31 protein-coding genes are annotated in these 23,153 nt (G+C 54.3%); 27 read left to right on the top strand and 4 right to left on the bottom strand.

Annotation, left to right across the window (positions count from 1 at the left end):
* The first annotated feature begins 10 nt into the window (after positions 1 to 10).
* The 12 genes from fusA to IMCC12053_RS07140 all read left to right on the top strand — a co-directional run bounded on the left by fusA (position 11) and on the right by IMCC12053_RS07140 (position 9,399).
* Positions 11 to 2,128, top strand: a complete 2,118-nt coding sequence (fusA, locus tag IMCC12053_RS07195) for an elongation factor G (RefSeq protein WP_062217324.1) — start codon at positions 11 to 13, stop codon at positions 2,126 to 2,128.
* A 54-nt stretch (positions 2,129 to 2,182) separates the two neighbouring features.
* Positions 2,183 to 3,358 (top strand): elongation factor Tu, encoded by a 1,176-nt coding sequence (tuf, locus tag IMCC12053_RS07190; protein WP_062217321.1) that lies wholly within the window; start codon positions 2,183 to 2,185, stop codon positions 3,356 to 3,358.
* A gap of 274 nt (positions 3,359 to 3,632) precedes the next feature.
* Positions 3,633 to 3,938: a 30S ribosomal protein S10 gene (gene rpsJ, locus IMCC12053_RS07185; protein WP_062217318.1), complete on the top strand. Its 306-nt coding sequence runs from the start codon at positions 3,633 to 3,635 to the stop codon at positions 3,936 to 3,938.
* Positions 3,939 to 3,952: 14 nt separating this feature from the next.
* The gene (gene rplC / locus IMCC12053_RS07180; protein ID WP_062217315.1) at positions 3,953 to 4,693 is read left to right on the top strand and encodes a 50S ribosomal protein L3; all 741 of its coding nucleotides are present in this window, start codon (positions 3,953 to 3,955) and stop codon (positions 4,691 to 4,693) included.
* Positions 4,690 to 5,310 carry a 50S ribosomal protein L4 gene (gene rplD / locus IMCC12053_RS07175; RefSeq protein WP_062217312.1) on the top strand — a complete coding sequence of 207 codons (621 nt, stop codon included), beginning with the start codon at positions 4,690 to 4,692 and terminating at the stop codon, positions 5,308 to 5,310. The genes rplC and rplD overlap by 4 nt, the downstream gene beginning before the upstream one ends.
* Positions 5,307 to 5,603, top strand: a complete 297-nt coding sequence (locus IMCC12053_RS07170) for a 50S ribosomal protein L23 (protein ID WP_062217309.1) — start codon at positions 5,307 to 5,309, stop codon at positions 5,601 to 5,603. Before rplD ends, IMCC12053_RS07170 begins: the two co-directional genes overlap by 4 nt.
* A gap of 227 nt (positions 5,604 to 5,830) precedes the next feature.
* The gene (gene rplB / locus IMCC12053_RS07165) at positions 5,831 to 6,673 is read left to right on the top strand and encodes a 50S ribosomal protein L2 (protein WP_062217305.1); all 843 of its coding nucleotides are present in this window, start codon (positions 5,831 to 5,833) and stop codon (positions 6,671 to 6,673) included.
* Between the two features lie 3 nt (positions 6,674 to 6,676).
* Entirely contained in the window at positions 6,677 to 6,955 is a 279-nt protein-coding gene (gene rpsS / locus IMCC12053_RS07160) for a 30S ribosomal protein S19 (protein WP_062217302.1), read from the top strand.
* A 3-nt stretch (positions 6,956 to 6,958) separates the two neighbouring features.
* Positions 6,959 to 7,339, top strand: a complete 381-nt coding sequence (gene rplV, locus IMCC12053_RS07155; protein ID WP_062217298.1) for a 50S ribosomal protein L22 — start codon at positions 6,959 to 6,961, stop codon at positions 7,337 to 7,339.
* The gene (rpsC, locus tag IMCC12053_RS07150) at positions 7,339 to 8,046 is read left to right on the top strand and encodes a 30S ribosomal protein S3 (RefSeq protein ID WP_062217292.1); all 708 of its coding nucleotides are present in this window, start codon (positions 7,339 to 7,341) and stop codon (positions 8,044 to 8,046) included. Before rplV ends, rpsC begins: the two co-directional genes overlap by 1 nt.
* Before the next feature lie 13 nt (positions 8,047 to 8,059).
* Positions 8,060 to 8,473 (top strand): 50S ribosomal protein L16, encoded by a 414-nt coding sequence (gene rplP / locus IMCC12053_RS07145; protein WP_062217289.1) that lies wholly within the window; start codon positions 8,060 to 8,062, stop codon positions 8,471 to 8,473.
* 158 nt (positions 8,474 to 8,631) lie between these two features.
* Entirely contained in the window at positions 8,632 to 9,399 is a 768-nt protein-coding gene (locus IMCC12053_RS07140; protein WP_062217286.1) for an ion transporter, read from the top strand.
* A 47-nt stretch (positions 9,400 to 9,446) separates the two neighbouring features.
* Here the strand turns inward: IMCC12053_RS07140 and IMCC12053_RS07135 are convergent, their stop codons facing one another.
* Positions 9,447 to 10,070, bottom strand: coding sequence for a TIGR02466 family protein (locus IMCC12053_RS07135; RefSeq protein ID WP_062217283.1), 624 nt, complete (start codon positions 10,068 to 10,070; stop codon positions 9,447 to 9,449).
* Positions 10,071 to 10,219: 149 nt separating this feature from the next.
* On the opposite strand from IMCC12053_RS07135, the gene IMCC12053_RS07130 reads away from it, so the two are divergent.
* The 13 genes from IMCC12053_RS07130 to rpmD all read left to right on the top strand — a co-directional run bounded on the left by IMCC12053_RS07130 (position 10,220) and on the right by rpmD (position 15,859).
* The gene (locus tag IMCC12053_RS07130) at positions 10,220 to 10,666 is read left to right on the top strand and encodes a hypothetical protein (RefSeq protein ID WP_062217274.1); all 447 of its coding nucleotides are present in this window, start codon (positions 10,220 to 10,222) and stop codon (positions 10,664 to 10,666) included.
* A complete protein-coding gene (locus tag IMCC12053_RS07125) occupies positions 10,663 to 11,358 on the top strand; it encodes an HTTM domain-containing protein (protein WP_236852570.1) in 696 nt (231 codons plus the stop codon). Before IMCC12053_RS07130 ends, IMCC12053_RS07125 begins: the two co-directional genes overlap by 4 nt.
* 213 nt (positions 11,359 to 11,571) lie before the next feature.
* Positions 11,572 to 11,772: a 50S ribosomal protein L29 gene (gene rpmC, locus IMCC12053_RS07120; RefSeq protein ID WP_062217272.1), complete on the top strand. Its 201-nt coding sequence runs from the start codon at positions 11,572 to 11,574 to the stop codon at positions 11,770 to 11,772.
* 12 nt (positions 11,773 to 11,784) lie between these two features.
* Positions 11,785 to 12,012 (top strand): 30S ribosomal protein S17, encoded by a 228-nt coding sequence (gene rpsQ, locus IMCC12053_RS07115; protein ID WP_062217269.1) that lies wholly within the window; start codon positions 11,785 to 11,787, stop codon positions 12,010 to 12,012.
* A gap of 78 nt (positions 12,013 to 12,090) precedes the next feature.
* The gene (gene rplN, locus IMCC12053_RS07110) at positions 12,091 to 12,459 is read left to right on the top strand and encodes a 50S ribosomal protein L14 (RefSeq protein WP_062217266.1); all 369 of its coding nucleotides are present in this window, start codon (positions 12,091 to 12,093) and stop codon (positions 12,457 to 12,459) included.
* The gene (gene rplX / locus IMCC12053_RS07105) at positions 12,459 to 12,764 is read left to right on the top strand and encodes a 50S ribosomal protein L24 (protein WP_062217264.1); all 306 of its coding nucleotides are present in this window, start codon (positions 12,459 to 12,461) and stop codon (positions 12,762 to 12,764) included. The genes rplN and rplX overlap by 1 nt, the downstream gene beginning before the upstream one ends.
* On the top strand, positions 12,764 to 13,327 hold the full coding sequence (gene rplE / locus IMCC12053_RS07100; RefSeq protein ID WP_062217262.1) for a 50S ribosomal protein L5: 564 nt from the start codon (positions 12,764 to 12,766) through the stop codon (positions 13,325 to 13,327). The genes rplX and rplE overlap by 1 nt, the downstream gene beginning before the upstream one ends.
* Before the next feature lie 21 nt (positions 13,328 to 13,348).
* The gene (gene rpsN / locus IMCC12053_RS07095) at positions 13,349 to 13,654 is read left to right on the top strand and encodes a 30S ribosomal protein S14 (RefSeq protein ID WP_062217259.1); all 306 of its coding nucleotides are present in this window, start codon (positions 13,349 to 13,351) and stop codon (positions 13,652 to 13,654) included.
* 12 nt (positions 13,655 to 13,666) lie between these two features.
* Entirely contained in the window at positions 13,667 to 14,059 is a 393-nt protein-coding gene (gene rpsH / locus IMCC12053_RS07090; RefSeq protein ID WP_062217256.1) for a 30S ribosomal protein S8, read from the top strand.
* A gap of 10 nt (positions 14,060 to 14,069) precedes the next feature.
* Positions 14,070 to 14,603 carry a 50S ribosomal protein L6 gene (gene rplF / locus IMCC12053_RS07085; RefSeq protein ID WP_062217253.1) on the top strand — a complete coding sequence of 178 codons (534 nt, stop codon included), beginning with the start codon at positions 14,070 to 14,072 and terminating at the stop codon, positions 14,601 to 14,603.
* Between the two features lie 11 nt (positions 14,604 to 14,614).
* Complete coding sequence (gene rplR / locus IMCC12053_RS07080; protein ID WP_062217251.1) at positions 14,615 to 14,974, top strand: 50S ribosomal protein L18; 360 nt, start codon at positions 14,615 to 14,617, stop codon at positions 14,972 to 14,974.
* Between the two features lie 117 nt (positions 14,975 to 15,091).
* Entirely contained in the window at positions 15,092 to 15,658 is a 567-nt protein-coding gene (rpsE, locus tag IMCC12053_RS07075; protein WP_062217248.1) for a 30S ribosomal protein S5, read from the top strand.
* Between the two features lie 12 nt (positions 15,659 to 15,670).
* A complete protein-coding gene (gene rpmD, locus IMCC12053_RS07070) occupies positions 15,671 to 15,859 on the top strand; it encodes a 50S ribosomal protein L30 (protein WP_062217245.1) in 189 nt (62 codons plus the stop codon).
* Between the two features lie 96 nt (positions 15,860 to 15,955).
* Here the strand turns inward: rpmD and IMCC12053_RS07065 are convergent, their stop codons facing one another.
* Complete coding sequence (locus IMCC12053_RS07065) at positions 15,956 to 17,851, bottom strand: acyl-CoA synthetase (protein ID WP_062217242.1); 1,896 nt, start codon at positions 17,849 to 17,851, stop codon at positions 15,956 to 15,958.
* A gap of 249 nt (positions 17,852 to 18,100) precedes the next feature.
* Here IMCC12053_RS07065 and IMCC12053_RS07060 point away from each other — a divergent pair, with 249 nt between their 5' ends.
* Positions 18,101 to 19,219, top strand: coding sequence for a beta-ketoacyl-ACP synthase III (locus tag IMCC12053_RS07060; RefSeq protein WP_062217241.1), 1,119 nt, complete (start codon positions 18,101 to 18,103; stop codon positions 19,217 to 19,219).
* A 91-nt stretch (positions 19,220 to 19,310) separates the two neighbouring features.
* Here the strand turns inward: IMCC12053_RS07060 and lysM are convergent, their stop codons facing one another.
* Positions 19,311 to 19,742: a peptidoglycan-binding protein LysM gene (gene lysM / locus IMCC12053_RS07055; protein WP_062217238.1), complete on the bottom strand. Its 432-nt coding sequence runs from the start codon at positions 19,740 to 19,742 to the stop codon at positions 19,311 to 19,313.
* 133 nt (positions 19,743 to 19,875) lie between these two features.
* Positions 19,876 to 21,663 (bottom strand): ABC transporter transmembrane domain-containing protein, encoded by a 1,788-nt coding sequence (locus IMCC12053_RS07050; protein WP_062217236.1) that lies wholly within the window; start codon positions 21,661 to 21,663, stop codon positions 19,876 to 19,878.
* Between the two features lie 418 nt (positions 21,664 to 22,081).
* On the opposite strand from IMCC12053_RS07050, the gene IMCC12053_RS07045 reads away from it, so the two are divergent.
* Positions 22,082 to 23,083 (top strand): glycine betaine ABC transporter substrate-binding protein, encoded by a 1,002-nt coding sequence (locus IMCC12053_RS07045; RefSeq protein ID WP_205623934.1) that lies wholly within the window; start codon positions 22,082 to 22,084, stop codon positions 23,081 to 23,083.
* Positions 23,084 to 23,153: the final 70 nt, after the last annotated feature.

The following is a 23,153-nucleotide window of genomic DNA, read 5'->3' as shown; positions in this document are numbered from 1 at the left end:
AAGCACCAATATGGCACGCGACTATCCCCTCGAACGCTACCGGAACTTTGGTATTATTGCGCACATTGATGCGGGTAAAACCACCTGTTCCGAGCGGATCCTGTTCTACACAGGTAAATCACACAACATTGGCGAAGTGCACGATGGCGCGGCGACAATGGACTGGATGGAGCAGGAGCAGGAACGGGGTATTACAATTACTTCCGCTGCAACGACGACATTCTGGGAGCGTACCGAGACTGGCACCGAGCCAGACTCGCTGAAGCACCGCATGAACATCATCGATACGCCTGGCCACGTTGACTTCACAATCGAAGTTGAGCGTTCCTTGGCTGTTCTTGATGGCGCGATCGTTGTTTTGGATGCGAACGCTGGCGTTGAGCCACAGACCGAAACTGTATGGCGTCAAGCTGACCGCTATAAAGTTCCGCGTATGGTTTTCGTCAACAAGATGGACAAAATCGGCGCCGACTTCTTCAAGTGTGTTGAGATGGTCGAAAACCGTTGCGGCGCGCGCGCTATTCCGGTGGCGTTCCCGATCGGCGCAGAAACAGAACTCGAAGGCCTCGTTGATCTCGTAACCATGGAAGAATGGTTGTGGGAAGGCGAAGACCTTGGCGCATCGTGGGTCAAAGCACCGATCCGTGATAGCCTCGCTGACATGGCTGCCGAATATCGCGAAAAGCTCGTCGAAGCTGCTGTTGAGCAAGACGATGCAGCGATGGAAGCTTACCTTGAGGGTACCGAGCCTGATGTGAAAGCATTGCGCGCGCTGATCCGTAAAGCATGTTTGAACCTGTCGTTCGTTCCTGTGTTGGGCGGCTCCGCGTTCAAAAACAAAGGTGTCCAGCCTTTGCTCAACGCTGTTGTCGACTACTTGCCGAGCCCGCTCGACGTCATCGACTACATGGGCTTTAAGCCTGGCGATGAGACAGAAACACGTAACATCCCGCGTCGCGCGGACGATGATATGGCGTTCTCTGGCCTTGCGTTCAAAATCATGAACGACCCGTTCGTGGGCACCCTGACGTTCACACGGATTTATTCTGGTGTGCTCAATAAAGGTGACAACCTGCTCAACTCTACCAAGGGTAACAAAGAGCGCGTTGGCCGTATGATGATGATGCACTCGAACGAGCGTGAAGAAATCAACGAAGCATTCGCTGGTGACATCATTGCTTTGGGTGGTCTCAAGAACACAACAACGGGTGACACGCTTTGCTCGCCATCCGAGCCTGTTGTTCTCGAAACAATGACGTTCCCTGAGCCTGTGATCGAGATCGCGGTTGAGCCAAAAACTAAGGCCGACCAAGAGAAAATGGGTATCGCACTTCAGCGTCTTTCTGCTGAGGATCCATCCTTCCGTGTGGAAACTGACATCGAATCCGGTCAGACAATCATGAAGGGCATGGGCGAGCTTCACCTCGACATCCTTGTTGATCGCATGAAGCGTGAGTTCAAAGTGGAAGCCAACATTGGCGCGCCACAGGTGGCTTACCGTGAAACGATTTCGCATGAAGTCGAGCACACGTACACGCACAAAAAGCAGTCTGGCGGTTCTGGTCAGTACGGCGAAGTGAAAATGCTTATCTCTCCAACCGAACCGGGCGAAGGCTATTCCTTCGAATCCAAAATCGTTGGCGGGTCTGTTCCAAAGGAATACATCCCTGGTGTCGAAAAAGGTATCTTGTCCGTGATGGACAACGGACCTTTGGCGGGCTTCCCTGTGATCGACTTCAAGGTTCAGTTGCTCGACGGTAAGTTCCACGATGTGGACTCCTCGATCATGGCGTTTGAAATTGCAGCACGTATGTGTATGCGCGAAGGCATGAAAAAAGCCGGTGCGAAAATGCTCGAGCCGATCATGAAAGTCGAAGTGATTACTCCAGAAGAATACACTGGCGGCATCATTGGTGACCTCACCTCCCGTCGTGGGCAGGTTCAGGGTCAGGACACACGCAGCAACGCAATTGCGATCGATGCGTTTGTTCCGCTTGCCAACATGTTCGGTTACATCAACACGCTGCGTTCCATGTCTTCGGGCCGCGCGCAGTTCTCGATGCAGTTCGATCATTACGAGCCGGTACCTTCGAACATCTCCGAAGAGATTCAGGCGAAATTCGCCTAATAGCATTCGGGGAGCAGGATCCTGCTCCCCTAACCCATTATTAAGGAGGCCATCATGGCTAAAGGTAAGTTTGAACGCAACAAACCGCACGTGAACATTGGCACGATCGGTCACGTTGACCACGGCAAGACGACGCTGACGGCAGCGATCACCAAGTACTTTGGTGACTTTAAAGCCTACGACCAGATCGACGGCGCGCCGGAAGAGAAAGCACGCGGGATCACGATTTCGACAGCCCACGTTGAGTACGAGACGGAAGCCCGTCACTACGCCCACGTTGACTGTCCTGGTCACGCGGACTACGTAAAAAACATGATCACGGGTGCGGCGCAGATGGATGGCGCGATCTTGGTTGTGAACGCCGCTGACGGCCCGATGCCACAGACGCGCGAGCACATCTTGCTCGGTCGTCAGGTTGGCATCCCGCACATGGTTGTCTACATGAACAAAGTTGATCAGGTTGACGACGAAGAGTTGCTCGAGCTGGTTGAGATGGAAATCCGTGAGTTGTTGTCGTCCTACGACTACCCGGGTGACGACATTCCTGTGATCCCAGGCTCCGCGCTTGCGGCTATGGAAGGTCGCGATCCTGAGATTGGCGAAGAGTCGATCCGCAAACTGATGGCAGCTGTTGACAGCTACATCCCGACACCGGCACGCGCGGTTGACAAGCCGTTCTTGATGCCGATCGAGGACGTGTTCTCGATTTCCGGTCGCGGTACTGTTGTAACGGGTCGCGTTGAGCGCGGCGTTGTCAACGTTGGTGACGAGCTCGAAATCGTTGGTATCAAAGACACCACGAAAACGATCTGTACGGGTGTTGAAATGTTCCGCAAACTGCTTGATCGCGGTGAAGCTGGCGACAACATCGGCGCATTGTTGCGCGGCGTTGACCGTGATGCGGTTGAGCGTGGTCAGGTTCTGGTTAAGCCAGGTTCAGTTAAGCCACACACGAAGTTCGAAGCTGAGGTCTACATTTTGACCAAAGAAGAGGGTGGCCGTCACACGCCGTTCTTTGCGAACTACCGTCCACAGTTCTACTTCCGCACGACCGACGTGACAGGCACTTGTGTTCTGCCCGAAGGTACGGAAATGGTTATGCCCGGCGACAACTTGAAACTGTCCGCTGAGCTGATCGCACCGATCGCGATGGAAGAGGGTCTGCGCTTTGCGATCCGCGAAGGCGGCCGCACAGTTGGCTCCGGCGTTGTGTCCAAAATCATCGAATAAGAGCGCTTAGCGCCCTTACGCGATTGATCGAATAGAAAAGGCCCTGCATGCGCGGGGCCTTTTTGTATCGAGGAGGGCGTGATGGGCCGATATAAATACAGGCAATTCAGGAAAACTGTTGCTATAGCCACGACACCCTAGTATAGGGCGCTGGTTGCCCTACGGGGTAACGCCCGAAGGGGGATTCGCATCCCGCTTCATTAGGTTCGATGTGGGGGTGGCAATGGTGCCATTTCGACCTCTCAATCTTTTTAGCCGCGAAAGGCTCAGACATATGTCGCAGAACATTCGCATTCGGCTGAAGGCATTCGATTTCCGCGTCCTCGATGCGTCGACACAGGAAATCGTCAACACGGCAAAGCGCACTGGCGCTCAGGTTCGTGGCCCGATCCCGCTTCCTAACAAAATCGAGAAGTTCACGGTTCTCCGTGGCCCTCACGTTGATAAGAAATCCCGCGATCAGTTCGAGATCCGTACGCACAAGCGTCTCCTCGACATCGTAGACCCAACACCGCAGACTGTGGACGCGCTGATGAAGCTCGACCTTGCTGCCGGCGTTGACGTCGAAATCAAAGTATAAGGGGGCAATCAGATATGTTGCGCTCTGGTGTAATCGCGAAGAAGGTGGGCATGACCCGTCTCTTTATGGAAGACGGAAAGCAGATTCCTGTTACCGTTCTTCAACTCGAAAACCTACAGGTTGTTGCTCAGCGGACAACCGAGACAGACGGCTACGTTGCTGTTCAGCTCGGTGCAGGTTCCGCTAAAGCTAAGCGGACCTCCAAAGCTATGCGCGGTCACTTCGCCGCTGCAAACGTTGCGCCCAAGCGCAAGGTTGCAGAATTCCGCGTAGACGAGGCAAACCTCATCGCCGTTGGCGAAGAGATTTCCGCTGAACATTACTTTGACGGTCAATTTGTTGACGTATCCGGCACGTCGATTGGTAAAGGCTTTGCTGGTGCGATGAAGCGTCACAACTTTGGGGGCCTTCGCGCTACTCACGGTGTGTCGATCTCTCACCGTTCGCATGGTTCGACTGGTCAGTGTCAAGATCCGGGCAAAGTCTTCAAAGGTAAGAAGATGGCGGGCCACATGGGTGCCGTCCGTGTGACGACGCAGAACCTTCAGGTTGTCCGTACCGACGCCGACCGTGGCTTGATCATGGTTAAAGGCGCCGTTCCCGGCTCCAAAGGTGGCTGGGTCACAGTTAAAGATGCCGTGAAAAAGCCGTTCCCTGAGAATGCGCCGCTTCCCGCCGGTCTGAAATCTGCTGCCGCTGCTGCAGTTTCTGAGGCTCCCGCCGCAGACGCTCCGGTTGAAGGAGGTGACGCATGAAACTTGACGTAATCAAACTTGAAGGCGGCACTGCCGGCACTTTGGATCTAGACGAAGCACTCTTCGGACTTGAGCCACGCGCCGACATTTTGCACCGTGTGGTCCGTTGGCAGCGTAACAACGCACAGGCCGGCACTCACAAGGTGAAAACCCGCTCGGAAGTGTCTTACTCCACCAAAAAGATCTATCGCCAAAAGGGCACCGGTGGCGCACGTCACGGGTCTCGCAAGGCGCCAATCTTCCGTAAAGGTGGTATCTACAAAGGCCCGACCCCGCGTTCACACGGTCACGATCTTACGAAGAAATTCCGTAAGCTTGGCCTGAAGCACGCGCTGTCTGCGAAAGCTGCAACTGGCAATCTCGTGGTTCTGGAAGATGCGAAACTCGCAGGCGCCAAAACTGCATTGCTTGCTAAAGCGATCAAAGAGCAGGGTTGGAAACGCGTTCTGGTAATCGACGGTGCCGAAATTGATGCGAACTTCAAAGCTGCGGCTGCGAACATCGCTGGCATCGACATTTTGCCGACAATGGGCGCTAACGTGTATGATATCCTGAAGCGTGACACTCTCGTGATCACGAAATCAGGTATCGAAGCTCTGGAGGCTCGTTTGAAATGACCAACAAAGCAGAACTCTACGATGTGATCCGCAAGCCGATCATCACCGAGAAAGCAACAATGGCGTCCGAGCACGGTGCAGTTGTTTTCGAAGTAGCGATCGACGCCAATAAACCGCAGATCAAAGAAGCGGTCGAAACGCTCTTTGGTGTAAAGGTCAAAGCGGTCAACACAGCGATCACCAAAGGTAAAACCAAGCGTTTTCGCGGCACTGCCGGCAAACGTAAGGACGTTAAAAAAGCCTATGTGACGCTCGAAGACGGCAATTCTATCGACGTCTCGACAGGTCTCTGATAGAGAGACGGAAATCTCGGCCCCCGCTGATGTAGTGGGGGCCGGTTTTATTCAAAAAAGTACTGTTACCTCAGTATCTTGGATGGAAAGCGGTCCACGGTTGCCCGATTCGGGCGGTCGCGTGGGCCATTTTGTGCGGAACGGGTTTTATAACTCGGGCCTAAACGGAACGGGTCGCGCTCACGAGAGAGCGCAACAAGGCCCAGAGCAAACGGAAGACAGAAAGAATGGCACTCAAGTCGTATAAACCGACTACGCCTGGCCAACGCGGGTTGGTTCTGATCGACCGTTCGGAGCTTTGGAAAGGTCGCCCCGTCAAATCCCTCACTGAAGGTTTGACGAAATCAGGCGGTCGGAACAACACCGGACGGATCACATCACGCCGCCGAGGCGGCGGGGCAAAACGTCTCTATCGTATCGTTGATTTCAAACGCAATAAGTTTGACGTATCCGCTACCGTAGAGCGTATCGAATATGACCCGAACCGCACCGCGTTTATCGCGCTTGTGAAGTATGAAGATGGTGAGCAGGCGTATATCCTTGCTCCTCAGCGTTTGGCTGTAGGCGACAAAGTTATCGCATCTGCAAAAGCCGACGTGAAGCCGGGCAACGCAATGCCGTTCTCCGGTCTGCCGATTGGTACAATCGTCCACAATGTCGAGCTTAAAGCTGGCAAGGGTGGTCAGATTGCGCGTGCTGCAGGCACCTACGCCCAATTCGTTGGCCGTGATGGTGGCTACGCTCAGATCCGTCTCTCTTCGGGTGAGCTTCGTATGGTCCGTCAGGAATGCATGTGTACCGTTGGTGCTGTGTCCAACCCTGACAACTCTAACCAGAACTTTGGTAAAGCTGGTCGTATTCGCCACAAAGGCGTGCGCCCATCGGTTCGTGGTGTGGTTATGAACCCGATCGATCACCCACACGGTGGTGGTGAGGGTCGTACGTCTGGTGGTCGTCACCCAGTGACGCCATGGGGTAAGCCGACCAAAGGCGCAAAAACGCGCAACAAGAAAAAAGCGTCTAGCAAGCTTATCATTCGCTCGCGTCACGCTAAGAAGAAGGGTCGCTAAAATATGGCACGCTCTGTATGGAAAGGCCCATTTGTGGACTCTTATGTCCTCAAGAAGGCTGAAAAATCCCGTGAGTCGGGCCGCAACGAGGTCATTAAGATCTGGTCGCGTCGCTCAACCATCCTGCCGCAGTTCGTTGGTCTCACCTTTGGTGTTTACAACGGCCGCAAGCACATCCCCGTCAACGTCTCTGAGGACATGATTGGCCAGAAGTTTGGCGAGTATTCACCTACCCGCACTTACCACGGTCACGCCGCAGACAAAAAAGCGAAACGGAAGTAAGCCATGAGCAAGGATAAAAATCCCCGCCGCGTGGCAGACAACGAAGCAATGGCGAAAACTCGCATGCTTCGCGTTTCCCCGCAAAAGCTGAACCTTGTGGCTCAGTTGATTCGTGGCAAGAAAGTCGACAAGGCTCTTATCGACCTAACGTTCTCGAACAAGCGTATCGCCGCAGATGTGAAGAAATGTCTTCAGTCCGCAATCGCGAATGCCGAGAACAACCACAACCTCGATGTCGACGAGCTCGTCGTCGCTGAGGCTTGGGTCGGTAAAAACCTAACCATGAAACGCGGTCGCCCGCGTGCTCGTGGTCGTTTCGGCAAGATCATGAAGCCGTTCGCTGAAATCACCATCAAGGTGCGCCAAGTTGAGGAGCAAAACTAATGGGTCATAAGGTCAACCCGATTGCCATGCGCCTCCAGGTAAACCGCACCTGGGATAGCCGCTGGTACGCCGATACAAAGGATTATGGCGATCTTCTTTTGGAAGATCTCAAGATCCGTGAATTCGTTAAGGAAGAATGCAAGCAGGCCGGCATTAGCCGTGTGATCATCGAGCGTCCGCACAAAAAGTGCCGCGTCACGATCCACACTGCACGTCCCGGTGTCATCATTGGCAAAAAAGGCGCAGACATTGAGACTCTGCGTAAGAAAATTGCTTCGATGACAGCATCCGAGCTGCACCTCAACATCGTTGAAGTGCGCAAGCCCGAGCTTGACGCTGCTCTCGTATCCGAGAGCATCGCTCAGCAGCTCGAGCGTCGTGTGTCCTTTCGGCGTGCTATGAAACGCGCCGTACAAAACGCAATGCGCATGGGTGCCCTCGGCATCAAAGTGAACGTTGCGGGTCGTCTCGGCGGTGCAGAAATCGCGCGTACCGAATGGTACCGCGAAGGCCGCGTTCCTCTCCACACACTGCGCGCAGACATCGACTACGCGCCGTATGAGGCGATGACGGCTTATGGCATCATTGGTATTAAAACATGGATCTTCAAAGGCGAGATTATGGAACACGACCCTCAGGCTCGTGACCGTCGCGCTGAAGAAGCCCAAGCTGGTCCGGCGCCTCGCGGCGACCGCGGCCGTCGCTAAGGAGAACTGAACAATGCTTCAGCCAAAGCGTACTAAATTCCGCAAAGCCCACAAAGGCCGTATCCACGGTGAGGCTAAAGGCGGTTCTGATCTGAACTTCGGCACGTATGGCCTCAAAGCCATGCAGCCCGAGCGTGTAACCGCACGCCAGATCGAAGCTGCACGTCGTGCCATGACGCGTCACATGAAGCGTCAGGGCCGTGTTTGGATCCGGATTTTCCCTGACTTGCCCGTTACATCGAAACCCACCGAGGTTCGTATGGGTAAGGGTAAAGGTTCCGTGGATTATTGGGCATGTAAGGTCAAACCAGGCCGCGTCATGTTTGAAATCGACGGTGTATCGGACGACATCGCGCGCGAAGCTCTTCGCCTCGCCGCAATGAAGCTCCCGATTAAAACCCGTACCGTGGTTCGCGAAGACTGGTAAGGCGGTGCGATCTGCGAAAGCGGATTGGCTAGCTACCAAGGTCTAAAAAATAGGAACCCCCGCCGAGTTATCGGTGGGGGTTTTGTTTTATACGATGCGCCCTTGAACCATCACGCCTTTGTACGCATATCTCCCATAACAGACCCGTAGAGGCCGACATGCGCGCAACCGTTTCCGACATTCTCGACAAACCGTTCACCCGCAAGTTCATTATGGCGGTCATTTTGTTCAACGCCGTTATTCTCGGCATGGAAACCTCCGCGACCATTATGGAGCGTGCAGGACCATTGATCCTTTTTCTGGATAGACTCTGCTTGACGGTCTTTGTCATTGAATTGACCGCGAAGCACTACGCGCAAGGTCACCGTTTCTTCCACAATCCATGGAATATTGTCGACTTTGCGATTGTTGGCATATCTTTGGTGCCTGCGGGGGCTGGCCTGTCGGTCTTGCGCGCCTTGCGGATCTTTCGCTTGTTGCGGGTCGTTTCGGTGGTGCCAAGCCTAAGGCGCGTGGTCGAAGCCTTCGTTATGGCGTTGCCGGGCATGGCCTCAGTCTTTCTACTCACAGGGATTATTTTTTATATCGGTGCCGTCATCGCGACCAAACTCTACGGTCCGAGTTTTCCTGAATGGTTCGGCACACTGGGTGCCTCACTTTACACGCTTTTTCAGGTTATGACGCTAGAAAGCTGGTCCATGGGCATCGTGCGCCCCGTGATTGAGCATCACCCGCACGCATGGCTGTTTTTCATACCCTTTATCCTTATCACAGCCTTCGCGGTGATGAACCTCGTGGTGGGCCTTATTGTCTCTACCATGCAAGACGCGCATGCCGAGGAAGAGCACGCAGCAACTGACAGCTACCGCGAAGACATCACAGCCCGCCTTGATCGAATTGAAAAAGCGCTATTGGAGCGGCGCTGAAAAGCCGAAGATGCGAGTGCCGAATACTGTAGCTATTACTCTTTGAACTATTCTCCCCACCGATAGTTAAAACTCACGCTTACTCGATCGAACTCGCTTTGGTTCGTGACGACTTCGTGGCGCAGCCAACTTTCCCAAAGCATAACATCGCCAGCTTCGGGTGTCAGATAGATAAAGTTTTGCATTTCGCGTCGCGCGTCTTTGAGGCGGGGTGGAGCGGCCATCATCATCGCGTGGCGCGGATCTTCGAGGCGAAGCGCAGACGCGCCCTCGGGCATTGCCACATAGGTTGTCCCCGAAATCACCGAGTGAGGATGGATGTGAGCGGAGTGGTATGCGCCTTCGGGTAGGACATTGATCCACAGGTCTTCCAGAACGAGTTTGCGATCATCGAGGTTGAATTGCAAATCCTGAGCAAAGGCCGCGACATGTTTGTCGAGGGCCGCCACGATGTCCTTAAATATCGGGAACCGCCACGGCAGGTCGGTCAAAGAGGCATAGGATGTATAGCCAGGGAAGTTGTTGTCCTCACACCATTGTTGCCCTGCCTCATCGTCCTCTGCGATGGAATAGCAACTGTCGAACAACTCATCCTCGCTGATCTGCGCGCCGACCTCGTTGAGGCGCGCTTTGTACAGGCGGGTGACGAAGAGGCTTTCGATATCGGACATGGGATTTCCCTCGGGATTAGGCGTGGACAACCAAAGGTCGCCGCCGCGTGACAAGAATGTCTTAAGCACAATCGCCTAGTCTCGCAATCATTCGGCATCTATTTGCCCCTGCGATACACGCTCGACACACTCAATAACGGACTGCGCCTTTGCTTCGATTGATTTATCTTCTCTTGCCCGCGTTGATGCCCTCGTGGAGCTTTTTTAAAACGGTAGAGGCCTCGCCGCGTGTCGAGTTCCGATTGGGGCAGGGGGCGCAGTGGGGGCTGTGGCAAGACGCCCGTCCACGCCCTGCCCGCATCCCGTTTGCGAAGCAATTGCGCCGCATGGCGTGGAACCCGCGGTGGAATGAGGCACTTTATTTGGTGTCGCTCTCTGAGCGCCTGATCATCGCGCCGTCAGCGCATAGTGTGGACAGCCTCAATGCGTTGATCGCGGCGGGTGTGGCGCCGCAGGCGCGTGGGTCACTACAATTTCGCGTCGCCTTTCTCGACAAAGAGGGGGCGCAGATTATCAAAACCATCGAGTATGAAAGCGACCCTGTGCCGCTCCCGCGCCTACGCCAAATGGCCTGCCAAAATGAGGCCCACCCGTGAGCGTGATCCTGTCGCTGTCTGAGACCGTGCGCCTCACCGAGGTGTTGCTATCCCTTGCCGTCATCCAACAAAGCGCTGAGCATATGACCCGTGCGGGCATGGAGCGGCTCATCTTTGGTATTCGTGTTCTCATCGCTCTTGCATTGTTGTTCGGGGGCAATGCGGGAGCATCGATTGCGGGGCTGTTTGCCGTTGAACTTGTGATGCTGCACCGGTTTCAGGGGCCGTATAATGGCGGGTCGTCGAAAATGACGCTGCTGATCATTGCCTGTCTTGGTGCCTACCACATCGCGCCGACCGAGCGCGGTCGCGAACTGGCCGTGGCCTATCTCGCGGCGCAACTAACCCTGTCCTATTTCGTGTCGGGCTACGTCAAAGTGATCCGACCCGAATGGCGCTCCGGTGCGGCGCTCACCGATGTGTTCCGTTTCTCCGCCTACCCCGTGTCCGAGCGATTGCGTGAATGGGCAGCGCGCCCGCGTGCGCTCTGGGCGATGTCATGGGGCGTGATGGGGTTCGAGCTGGCCTTTCCGCTCACACTCCTGCATCCGCTTGCCCTCATCGCAGGGCTTTTGGTGGCGGCGAGCTTTCATCTGTCCAACGCGCTGTTCTTTGGTCTCAACCGCTTCTTCTGGATCTGGATCTGCGCCTACCCGTCGATCCTGTGGTTTCAAGGCCGCGTGTTCGGTTGAGAGCGAGGCAGGGGCGCGCGCTATGATTTTGGCGGCGCCGCACCCCAATAAATCCTCAGCTTTCGCTTGCCCCGCGTGATTGCATCCCCTATAGAGCGTCATCGCGCAGATTCTCCGTCAGGGGAGTCGTGTGCTTTGACATAACCCACTGGGCCGATGGTCACCCCGAAACGGGCGCCTACCAGTGCCACTAGGAATTAAGGAGAGGCGAATATGAACGCCCAAGAAATGCGTGCCAAAACGCCGGACCAGCTCCGCGAAGAATTGGCAAACCTCAAGAAAGAATCCTTCAACCTGCGCTTTCAGCAGGCCACGGGTCAGCTCGAAAATACCGCTCAGATCCGCAAGGCGCGCCGTTCGGCTGCCCTCGTGAAAACAATTCTGACCGAAAAAGCCGCAGCAGCGGCTGAATAAGGAGCGACACCTATGCCTAAGCGTATTCTTTCCGGGGTCGTAACCTCGAACCAAAACGAACAAACTGTAACCGTGTCTGTGGAGCGTCGCTTCAAGCATCCGGTTCTCAAGAAGACGATCCGTAAGTCCAAAAAATACCGGGCTCACGATGAGACAAACCAATTCAACATTGGTGATGCCGTCCGTATTCAGGAATGTGCACCAAAGTCGAAAACCAAGCGTTGGGAAGTTATTGCGTAAGCAATTGCTCACCAGCTTAATCGAAACCCTGGGGGATTTACGGCACTGCAGCCTACCCCATAGGTCGGGAGAAACTAAATGATCCAGATGCAGACCAATCTGGATGTAGCTGACAATAGCGGCGCTCGCCGTGTTCAGTGCATCAAGGTCCTCGGCGGTTCGCACCGTCGTTACGCGTCCGTGGGTGACATCATCGTTGTTTCGGTGAAAGAAGCCATTCCGCGCGGCCGTGTGAAAAAAGGGGACGTGCGTAAAGCCGTCGTCGTTCGCACAGCAAAAGAAGTTCGTCGTGATGACGGCACTGCTATCCGTTTTGATAGCAATGCTGCTGTGATCCTCAACAACAACAACGAGCCCGTAGGTACACGTATCTTTGGACCAGTTGTTCGTGAGCTTCGCGCGAAAAACTTTATGAAGATTATCTCACTCGCTCCGGAGGTGCTGTAATGGCTGCTAAGCTCCGTAAAGGCGATAAGATCGTCGTACTTGCCGGTAAGGACAAGGGCAAACAGGGCGAAATCGCCTCTGTAAACCCTGCCAAAGGCAAAGCAATTGTGGAAGGCGTAAATGTCGCCCTCCGTCACGCGAAAGCGACACAGGGTGAGCAGGGCGGCCGTCAGCCGGTTGCTATGCCAATCGACCTGTCCAATCTCGCGCTTCTCGACAAAAATGGCAAAGCAACTCGCGTTGGCTTCAAATTTGAAGGTGACAAGAAAGTGCGCTTCGCCAAAACGACAGGGGACGTAATCTGATGCTCGACGCTGACACATACACCCCGCGTCTCAAGTCGCTCTACAAGGACACCATTCGTGCCGCACTCAAAGAAGAGTTTGGCTACAAAAACGATATGATGATCCCGCGTCTGGACAAAATCGTTCTCAACATCGGTTGCGGTGCTGAAGCTGTACGTGATTCCAAAAAAGCGAAATCCGCTCAGGAAGATCTCACAGCGATCGCCGGCCAAAAGGCACTCACCACAATCGCTAAGAAATCCATCGCTGGTTTCCGCGTTCGTGAGGACATGCCTCTCGGTACGAAAGTCACTTTGCGTGGCGACCGTATGTATGAATTCTTCGATCGTCTGATCACGATTGCAATGCCTCGTATCCGCGACTTCCGCGGCGTGCCGGGTAAGTCCTTTGACGGTCGTGGCAACTACGCCATGGGTATCAAAGAGCACATTGTGTTCCCCGAGATCAACTTCGACCAAGTGGACGAAGTCTGGGGTATGGACGTTGTAATCGCCACTACGGCGAAAACCGACGCTGAAGCCAAGAGCCTGTTGACTGCGTTCAACATGCCCTTCAACAGCTAATCGCGCGAGGAGTTAGAGAACATGGCTAAGAAATCCATGATCGCACGTGAGGTCAAGCGCGAGAAATTGGTGGCAAAATACGCTACCAAACGCGCCGCTCTCAAAGAGATCATCTATGATCAAGAGAAGCCGATGGAAGAGCGCTTTCGCGCATCCTTGAAGCTTGCAGACCTGCCGCGCAACAGCTCGGCTACGCGTCTTCACAACCGCTGTCAGCTGACAGGCCGTCCACACGCTTACTACCGTAAGCTCAAGGTCAGCCGTATCATGCTGCGGGAACTCGGCTCCATGGGCCAGATCCCCGGTCTCGTGAAATCGAGCTGGTAAGGGAGAGATATTATGAACGATCCTATCGGCGATATGCTTACCCGCATCCGCAACTCTCAGATGCGCGGCAAATCCGTGGTCTCTACGCCAGCTTCCAAGCTGCGCGCATGGGTCCTCGATGTGCTGCTCGATGAGGGCTATATCCGCGGTTACGAAGGTAGCACTGATGTCAACGGTCACGCGACCCTCGAGATCAGCCTCAAGTACTACGAAGGCACCCCTGTTATTCGTGAGATCAAGCGTGTTTCCACGCCTGGCCGTCGCGTATACCTCGGTGTCAAAGACATCCCAACGGTCCGTCAGGGTCTCGGTGTGTCGATTGTCTCCACCCCCAAGGGTGTGATGTCGGATGCAAACGCTCGTGCCAACAATGTTGGCGGCGAAGTGCTTTGCACAGTCTTCTAAGGAGAGCGCAATGTCTCGTATTGGTAAAAAACCGGTCGACCTGCCCAGCGGCGTAACTGCTTCTGTCTCCGGCCAGACTATCGAAGTTAAAGGTTCCAAAGGAACCCTTTCCTTCACAGCAACCGATGACGTCACCCTGACGCTCGGCGAAAACGTTATTACTGTCACACCTCGTGGTAGTTCTAAGCGTGCTCGCCAGCAGTGGGGCATGTCGCGCACAGTAATCGCCAACTTGGTGACCGGTGTGTCTGACGGCTTCAAAAAAGAGCTGGAAATCAACGGTGTTGGTTATCGTGCGCAGATGCAGGGGAATACCCTGAAGCTGTCGCTTGGTTACTCGCACGAGGTAAATTTTGAGGTGCCTGACGGCGTTACCGTCACCGCCCCGAAACAAACCGAAATCATTGTGGAAGGTGCTGACGCACAACTCGTCGGCCAGGTCGCGGCAAATATCCGCGAATGGCGCAAGCCCGAGCCCTATAAAGGCAAAGGTATCAAGTACAAAGACGAGTACATCTTCCGCAAAGAAGGTAAGAAGAAGTAAGGACGCTCAAAATGGCAAACAGCAAAAGAGACCTGTTCTTGAAGCGCCGCCTGCGCGTCCGGAACAAACTTCGCAAGAGCAATGTCGGCAAGCTTCGCTTGTCGATCCATCGCTCCAACAAGAACATCAGCGCACAGCTGATCGACGACGTTCAGGGTGTAACCCTCGCGTCCGCATCTTCGCTCGAGAAAGATCTCGGCGTGATCGGAACGAACAATGTCGCAGCAGCAGCCAAAGTCGGCGCAGCACTGGCGGAGCGGGCTAAAAAAGCCGGCGTCGAAGTGTGCTACTTCGACCGTGGTGGCTTCTTGTTCCACGGCAAAGTGAAAGCCTTGGCTGAAGCCGCGCGTGAGGGCGGTCTGAAGTTCTAAGCACTTGTGGGGGACGACACGTTGTCCTCCCGATGATCCAGGTCGGGCGCGCCAGTCGCGCCCGTCACTGCGATCGAGATAAGCGGCGCACATGCGCCACCTTGAAAGGATAGTTCTATGGCAGAACGTGAAAATCGTCGCGGCCCACGTCGCGATCGTGAAGAAACACCAGAGTTTGCTGATCGCCTTGTCGCGATCAACCGCGTCTCCAAAACTGTGAAAGGTGGTAAGCGCTTTGGCTTCGCCGCACTCGTAGTTGTTGGCGACCAAAAAGGCCGCGTTGGTTTCGGTAAAGGTAAAGCGAAAGAGGTCCCCGAGGCCATTCGCAAAGCCACCGAACAAGCCAAGCGTCAGATGATCCGTGTTGCTCTCAAAGAGGGCCGCACATTGCACCACGACATGGAAGGTCGCCACGGCGCCGGCAAAGTTGTGATGCGCACCGCCCCACAGGGTACTGGTATCATCGCCGGTGGTCCAATGCGTGCTGTGTTCGAAATGCTCGGCATTCAGGACGTTGTTGCGAAATCTACGGGCTCACAGAACCCGTATAACATGATCCGCGCTACGCTGGACGGCCTTCGTAAAGAGGCCTCCCCACGTTCCGTGGCTCAGCGTCGTGGCAAAAAAGTCGCCGAAATCCTCCGCAAGGATGATGCTCCGGTTGCTGAAACCGCTGAAGCGTAAGGAATCGGACACATGGCTAAAACTATCGTTGTAAAACAGATCGGTTCCCCGATCCGTCGTCCCGCCAAACAGCGTGCGACACTTGTTGGCCTCGGCCTCAACAAAATGCATAAAACTCGCGAATTGGAAGATACACCTTCCGTGCGCGGCATGGTGGATTCTATCCCACACCTCGTCGAGATCATTGAAGAGCGCGGCTAAATCCTAACGCATTTACGAATAGAAACGCCCCGAGGTTTATGACCTCGGGGCGTTTTTCTGTTTATCGCTTGGTAATGTGCCGCGCTTGGAAAAAAGCTATTCCGACCATTCCCATGGGTTTGTGAACTCACCAAGGCAGGCCGCGATTGCGTCGGCGTGTGACTTCGCAGTGGGGTCAATTTGAGCAACCAAACCCCGCTTTTTGTCGTCAATAACTTTGACGATAGAAGCTGGAATTCCGGCTTGCACCAACGCACCGTTATAGATGCGCGTAATTGCGCGTTTGCGCAGATCAGGTTTAAACACTTTGCCGACCGCAGTTTTTGGCAGCTCGTCCAAGATTTCAATGTGTTTGGGATATGCGGCGCGCTCATGGATATGGACTCGCGCGTATGCCATAAGGTCGTCTGGCGTGACGGAGGCACCATCGACCAATTCCACATAGGCGCATGGTAGCTCGCCTGAGTGTGCATCGGGTTGGCCAATTGCACCGACCATTGCTATGGCTTCATGGCCAGCTAGGGCCTCTTCGATTTCGGCGGGGTCAATATTGTGCCCGCCGCGAATGATCAGGTCTTTTGCCCGCCCAGTAATCCACAAATAGCCCTCGTCATCGATGCGGCCTAAATCGCCCGTGCGCAAATAGGTGTCGTGGTGGAAGAGGTCGTGGTTTTTGTCCACCTCGGTGTAAGTTGATCCAGCAAAGACACCTGGGTTGTCGATACAGATTTCACCAACTTCGTCCGTTGCACACTCTCGTGGGCCATCTGGTGTCTGCACCAAAATCTTAACATCGGTGTGAGGCAACGGAATGCCTACGGACCCGATTTTCTTTGGCCCGCCGACGGGATTGACGGATACCAAACAGGTAGCTTCCGTTAGTCCGTACCCCTCGACGATTTCTACACCCGCCGCAGATTCAAATCGCTTGTAGAGCTCGACTGGGAGAGGACTAGATCCAGAGAACGCCATTTTGACCGACGAGATGTCAGCGTCCACGGGGCGCTGCATCAAGGCGGAAATAGCGGTTGGTACAGTGATAACAAATGTCACGTTCCAACGTTCGCAAAGTTTCCAGAAATTATCGAAAACGCCTTCGCCACGGTAACCCGCGGGCGTTGGAAACACGCCTTGAGCACCGCTTGATAGCATCGCCATGATGATGACGTGGCACGCAAAGACGTGGAACATGGGCAGAGGGCACATGATCACATCCGTCTCATCAAACAATAGACGCGCGCCGAGCCAGCCGTTGTAGATCATACCTGAGTAGCAGTGTTGAGCGACCTTTGGCATCCCTGTTGTCCCACCCGTGTGGAAATAGGCGGCCACACGGTCGGCGTCACCATCCGCAAATTGAAGAGTATCTGACTGGCGGTTCAATTCGGCGGTGAAGTTCAAGTAGTCGGCGTGATTTGTCTGTGCCATCACGTTTTTTGGACGAATAAGGGGCACGATCCAGCTTTTGGGCGGACTGAGATACGACAAAAGATCGACCTCAAGTACGGTATTTACATTGGGTGCGTGTCGCACAGCCTCTGCGACCTTTTGGGCAACGTCGGTTTTTGGAAATGCGCGCAGCGTGACAACGACTTTGGCATTCGTCTCGCGCAGTATTGCCGCAATCTGTTCGGGTTCTAACAGCGGATTGATCGGATTTACGATCCCCGCGACCATACCGCCGACAAAGGTTATCGCGGTTTCATGGCAATTTGGCATGATGTACGCAATTGTGTCCGTGTCTTGGATGCCGAGATCTCGGAACATGTTTGCGGCCTGCGTCACGCGTTTATGGAACGTGCGCCATGTCAGTGTCTCCGCTTTGTCCGTTGGGCCTGACGTTATCTGGTATGAAAACGCGGGGCGGTCCGGAAATTTGGACGCCGTATCACTTAAAAGTCCGTAAATGGTTGCCGGTATATCGCGATCTTCCCACGTCATCTCATTGTGGATCGCGTCGCGTGCGGCAATTGAACTGAAATCAGACGCCATGGTTCCTCCCTTTCTGTGCGTAAGCTTGTCCGCACAAGTCGTGCATGCGGATTGCCTCTCCCCTTTGCAATGATAGTGCGTAGAAACACCGTCCCGCGCAAGCCTTGCTGGTCCGTGTCCTACGCAGCGTCATCGCCCCAAGGCTCACCTAGAACGCCACGTCATTCATACAACTGTCGCCGCGCAGTTGTGGACCTTGGCCGGTCTGGCGCGTAGCCTTCGGTTCAGTCCATAGGGAGAGATGACATTATGACAGACGTATTCATAAGCGGAACAGGTGTGTTTACGCCACCCCATGTGATCACGAATGATGAGTTGGTCGCCTCCTATAATGCCTATGTCGGCTTGCACAATGAAGAGAATGCACAGGCCATTGCGGCAGGAAATGTCGTAGAAAAGTTGCCCTCAACGTCTGAGTTTATTTTCGCTGCGTCAGGAATCGAGCAGCGGTACGTGATGGAAAAAGATGGCATTTTGGACCCACGCCGCATGTGTCCGCGCCTTCCACCGCGCAGCGACGATGAGCCGTCTATTATGGCGCAGATGGGGTGTAGTGCTGCGAACGATGCGCTCGCCCGTGCAGGGATTTCTGCCTCGGATGTCGACCTCATCATCGTTGCCGCCTCCAATATGGAGAGAGCGTATCCTGCGATGGCTGTCGAAATTCAACAGATATTGGGTGCGGGTGGCTTCGCGTTTGATATGAACGTTGCATGTTCTTCGGCCACGTTCGGAATTCAAGCTGCCGCTGATATGATCCGTGGTGGGTCTGCCACCCGTGCACTGGTGATCTCTCCCGAGTTGCCATCGGGCCACTTGGAGTGGCGGGACCGTGATTGTCACTTTATCTTTGGTGATGTGGCGACCGCTGTGTTGTTGGAATCGGGCGATGTCGCCAAAACTGCTCAGTTCAAAGTGGTGTCGACTGCGTGCGCCACTAAGTTTTCAAACAACATCCGAAACAACAACGGCTTTTTGCGGCGCGCGCATGATCAAATGGATGACCGCCGCGATATGCAGTTCGTACAAAACGGGCGAAAGGTGTTCAAAGAGGTCCTTCCGCTCGTGTCGAAACACATCGCAGACCACCTCAAACGCGACGGAGTTGTGCCCGATGATCTAGCGCGGCTCTGGCTACACCAAGCGAACAAGACCATGAATGACTACATCGGGAAAAAGGTACTTGGGCGTGAGCCTCGGCACGGTGAGCAACCCAATATTTTGCAAGACTATGCCAATACGTCATCGGCAGGGTCCATCATCGCGTTTTCGAAACATTCGTCCGATTTAGAGCGCGGTGCGCGTGGGCTCATCTGCTCTTTTGGTGCGGGCTATTCGGTTGGGTCGATCTTGGTCGAGCGTGTTTGAGATACGCGTGTATCTCGTTCATCCAACACGAATGTAAGATGTAGAAAGGGCGCCCCAATGGGACGCCCTTAAACATATCGATTTGGCTTGGTTAGGCTTTTTTATCTTGCGGGATGCGAAGCATTTGACCTGGATAAATTTTGTCAGGGTGCGACAACATAGGTTTGTTTGCTTCAAAGATTTCTTCGTAGCGCGCGCCGTTGCCAAGAGCCGCAGCTGAAATTCCCCAGAGTGTGTCGCCCTTTTTAACTTCGTGGAATACGGGATCGTCGCCACCAAGGTTATCCTCAACAGATGCGATGCCTTCGATATTGCCAGCCGCCATGATGATTTTTTCTTTGGCTTCTTGTGAAATTGCGGAGCCACCAATTTTCACAGTATCACCGTCCACTTCGATTTCGACACCTTCGGCCTCAAGCCCGAGAGCTTCGATCTCGGCCAGAAGATCATCTTTGTTCGGCGCGTCGTCTTTTTTTCCAAAGACGGCTTTGCCTGCATTTTTCGCGAAATTCCACAAACCCATAGTCATTCTCCAAATGGTAAAGTTACGATTGGGCGCATAAAATATCGAAACTTTAGGAAAGAAAAGGAGAAACTAAAGGATAATTTTTAAAAGCTGCCCGCCCGATGTGGCGAACAGATTTGATTGGCACGCTTTATTCGCCATGTGTGAACTGGAGCTTTGCAAGGCGGGCGTAGAGCCCCCTTTGTGCAACGAGATCGTCGTGGGTTCCGGTGGCTACAATTTTGCCGTCTTCGAACACAAGGATACGATCGGCTTTTTTGACTGTCGCAAGGCGGTGTGCGACGATAAGCGTGGTGCGTGTTCGCGCCAACTCCTCGACGGCTTTTTGGACGGCTTGTTCACTTTCAGAATCGAGCGCGGATGTCGCCTCGTCGAGTAAAAGGATTGGCGCATCTCGTAAAATCGCACGCGCGATTGCAACGCGCTGCTTTTGTCCGCCCGAAAGCATGATGCCGCGCTCGCCAACATAGGTGTCGTAACCCTCGGGCAGTTTGGCAAGAAAGTCATCGGCATTTGCTGCCTTGGCCGCAGCGATAACGCGCTCTAACGGTGCATCAGACGTCCCAAACCGAATATTGTCGGCGGCCGAGGCTGCAAAGATAACAGGGTCTTGCGGCACTAAGGCAATTTGTCGGCGGTAATCGCTGCGTGCCATGTCTGAAATGGCCACGCCGTCGATTGAAATCGTGCCCTCTTGCGGTTCATAAAACCGTTGCAACAATTGGATTATCGTCGATTTCCCTGCGCCTGAAGGGCCAACAAGGGCAACTGTTTCACCGGCTTTGATCTCAAACGACACATCATCAAGGGCCGCTTGTGTTGGACGTGCAGGATAAGAAAAGCGCACAGCGTCAAAAGCGATTGCGCCTTTCACCGGGGCGGGCAGGGGTAGGGGCGTCGCGGGATCTTGCACGGGGTCTTGTGAGCGCAAAAGCTCGATCAGACGTTCGGTCGCGCCTGCCGCGCGTTGCAGCTCGCCCCAGATTTCGGAAAGCGCGCCCGCCGCACCCGCGACCATGATCGCATAAATCACAAACTGGACCAACTCACCGATCGACAATGTGGCTTCGCGTACATCGCGCGCGCCGATCCAAAGGACGCCAACAACGCCAAAGAAGATGAGTGTGATGACGATCACCGTCATCACGGCGCGGGTTTTGACGCGGGTATGTGCCGACACAAAACTTTTTTCCGTCACGGAACCAAACCGTGAGGATTGTTCATCTTCAGCAGTAAACGCCTGAACTGTTTGGGCGGAGAGCAGCGCCTCGGAGGCGGTGCCGGACGAGGACGCAATCCAGTCTTGGTTTTCGCGGCTCAGTTTGCGCAATCTGCGGCCTAAAACGATGATGGGCACGATGACGATTGGCACAATGAGCAACACCAGCCCGGTGAGTTTAGCAGATGTGATCATCATCAAAATGAGACCACCAATTAGAATAAGGAAGTTGCGTAGCGCTACCGAAATGGATGAGCCTATGACGGAGAGGATTAGTGTCGTGTCAGTGGTGATGCGCGATAGAACTTCGCCGGTCATGATCCGCTCATAGAATGCGGGGGACATGCGGATCATACGATCGAATACCGCTTTTCGGATGTCGGCCACAACGCGTTCGCCCAGTCGTGTCACAAGGTAGTAGCGAAGCCCGGTTCCTAGCGCGAGTAAGAAGGCAATCGCCAACGCCGCACCAAAGTATTTGTCGAGCAAAAGCCCTTGTGACGCTTGAAAGCCATCAACCACGCGGCGAACCGCAACAGGTAAGATAAGTGAGATACAGGCCGTGAGGACCAATGCCATCATCGCACCGATCATTACGATTTTATAGGGTTTGATAAATGGCCAAAGTTCCGCCAATGCGCCAACGCGCTTGGATTTTTCGCGGTCAGCGGCGTCCTGAAGTGTGCGATCGTCGGCCATCTCATTTCCTTCTCGGGCTTTATCTTGCGCACGACTGATAGCGGTGCATCAATGGCTGGGCAACCTTTGGCGGATTGCTATGATGACGCAGCCTCCCGAAGACTGTCGCGATACACACGGATTCAGTACCTAATCATCTTTGGTACAATGGTTTTTTCGCGACATTCGAGGTCCGCACTATGCGGCCAGCGGGAGCGGTTTAGGCAATCGGGTTGCATTTGAGCGCACAACATGTAGATTCACCCCACGCTCCGCCGATCGTGCCTGTCTTTATATAGAGGGGCGTTCCTAACGAGGAACAGCGAACGGACGTGTGGAGAAATCGCCCAATTCGGGGTGGTGCGCGGTTCAATTTGTACGTCTCAATGGCGTCGGATCGCTGAACACACACGAAGTAAGCAGGATTCCTCTTATGACTATGACTAAACTTATTGCTGCCAGCGCTCTGTCCATTGTGGCATCCGCCGGTGCTGCTTTTGCCGCAGATTGTGGCGATGTCACAATCGCCGAAATGAACTGGGCCTCTGCCTCGTTCATGGCGAACGTAGATGCAATTATCCTCGAAGAGGGCTACGCATGTAACGTAGAACTCATCACAGGGGACACGACGCCGACATTTACATCTATGAACGAAAAGGGTCAGCCAGACATCGCACCTGAGCTATGGATCAACGCCGTGGCAACGCCTTTGGCAGCAGCCAAGGAAGCCGGTTCGCTTGTCGCCCTCAACGATGGTCCTATCACGGGCCTCGGAGAAGGTTGGTGGGTGACCAAAAAGTTCAAAGAAGATCACCCCGAGCTCGACACCGTTGAAAAGGTACTTGCTCACCCTGAGATGTTCCCATTCATCGAAGATGAATCCAAAGGTGCCTTTATGGGTTGCCCTGCGGGTTGGGGCTGCCAGTCGATCAACGCCAATCAATTCCGCGCATTTGACATGGAAGCAAAAGGCTGGGTTTTGGTTGATCCGGGTTCCGCCGCAGGTCTCGACGGTTCCATTGCGAAAGCGGTCGACCGTGATGAGCCATGGTTTGGTTACTATTGGGCTCCTACCGCGATTATCGGCAAATATGACCTACAGATGTTGCCATTCGAAGCCGAGTACGCAGGTGACGACAACTGGAACAACTGTATTTCCTTGCCAGAGCAGGATTGCCTCGACCCACAACCGACATCGTGGATTGAATCCGCAGTTGAGTCTGTTGTGACAGACGAGTTCATCGCAAAGGCTGGCCCTGCAACGGACTACTTCAAAGCACGTGTTTACCCAGGTGAAGTCATGAATGGCATGCTCGTCTACATGAACGAAAACCAAGCGTCCGGCGAAGATGCCGCTTATGAATTCCTCGCAACTCAGGAAGACATTTGGATGCAGTGGGTTCCAGCAGACGTTGCCGAGAAAGTTAAAAGCGCACTGTGAAGACCCGACTTAATGTGGTCTGAAATATGAATGGAGGGCCCGCGATCCGGTTTACGGTCTATCGCGGGCC

The organism is Celeribacter marinus, from assembly GCF_001308265.1.
Classification (GTDB): domain Bacteria; phylum Pseudomonadota; class Alphaproteobacteria; order Rhodobacterales; family Rhodobacteraceae; genus Celeribacter; species Celeribacter marinus.
Note: the sequence above shows the minus strand (reverse complement) of the source record. Positions and strands in the feature narration are given on the sequence as shown.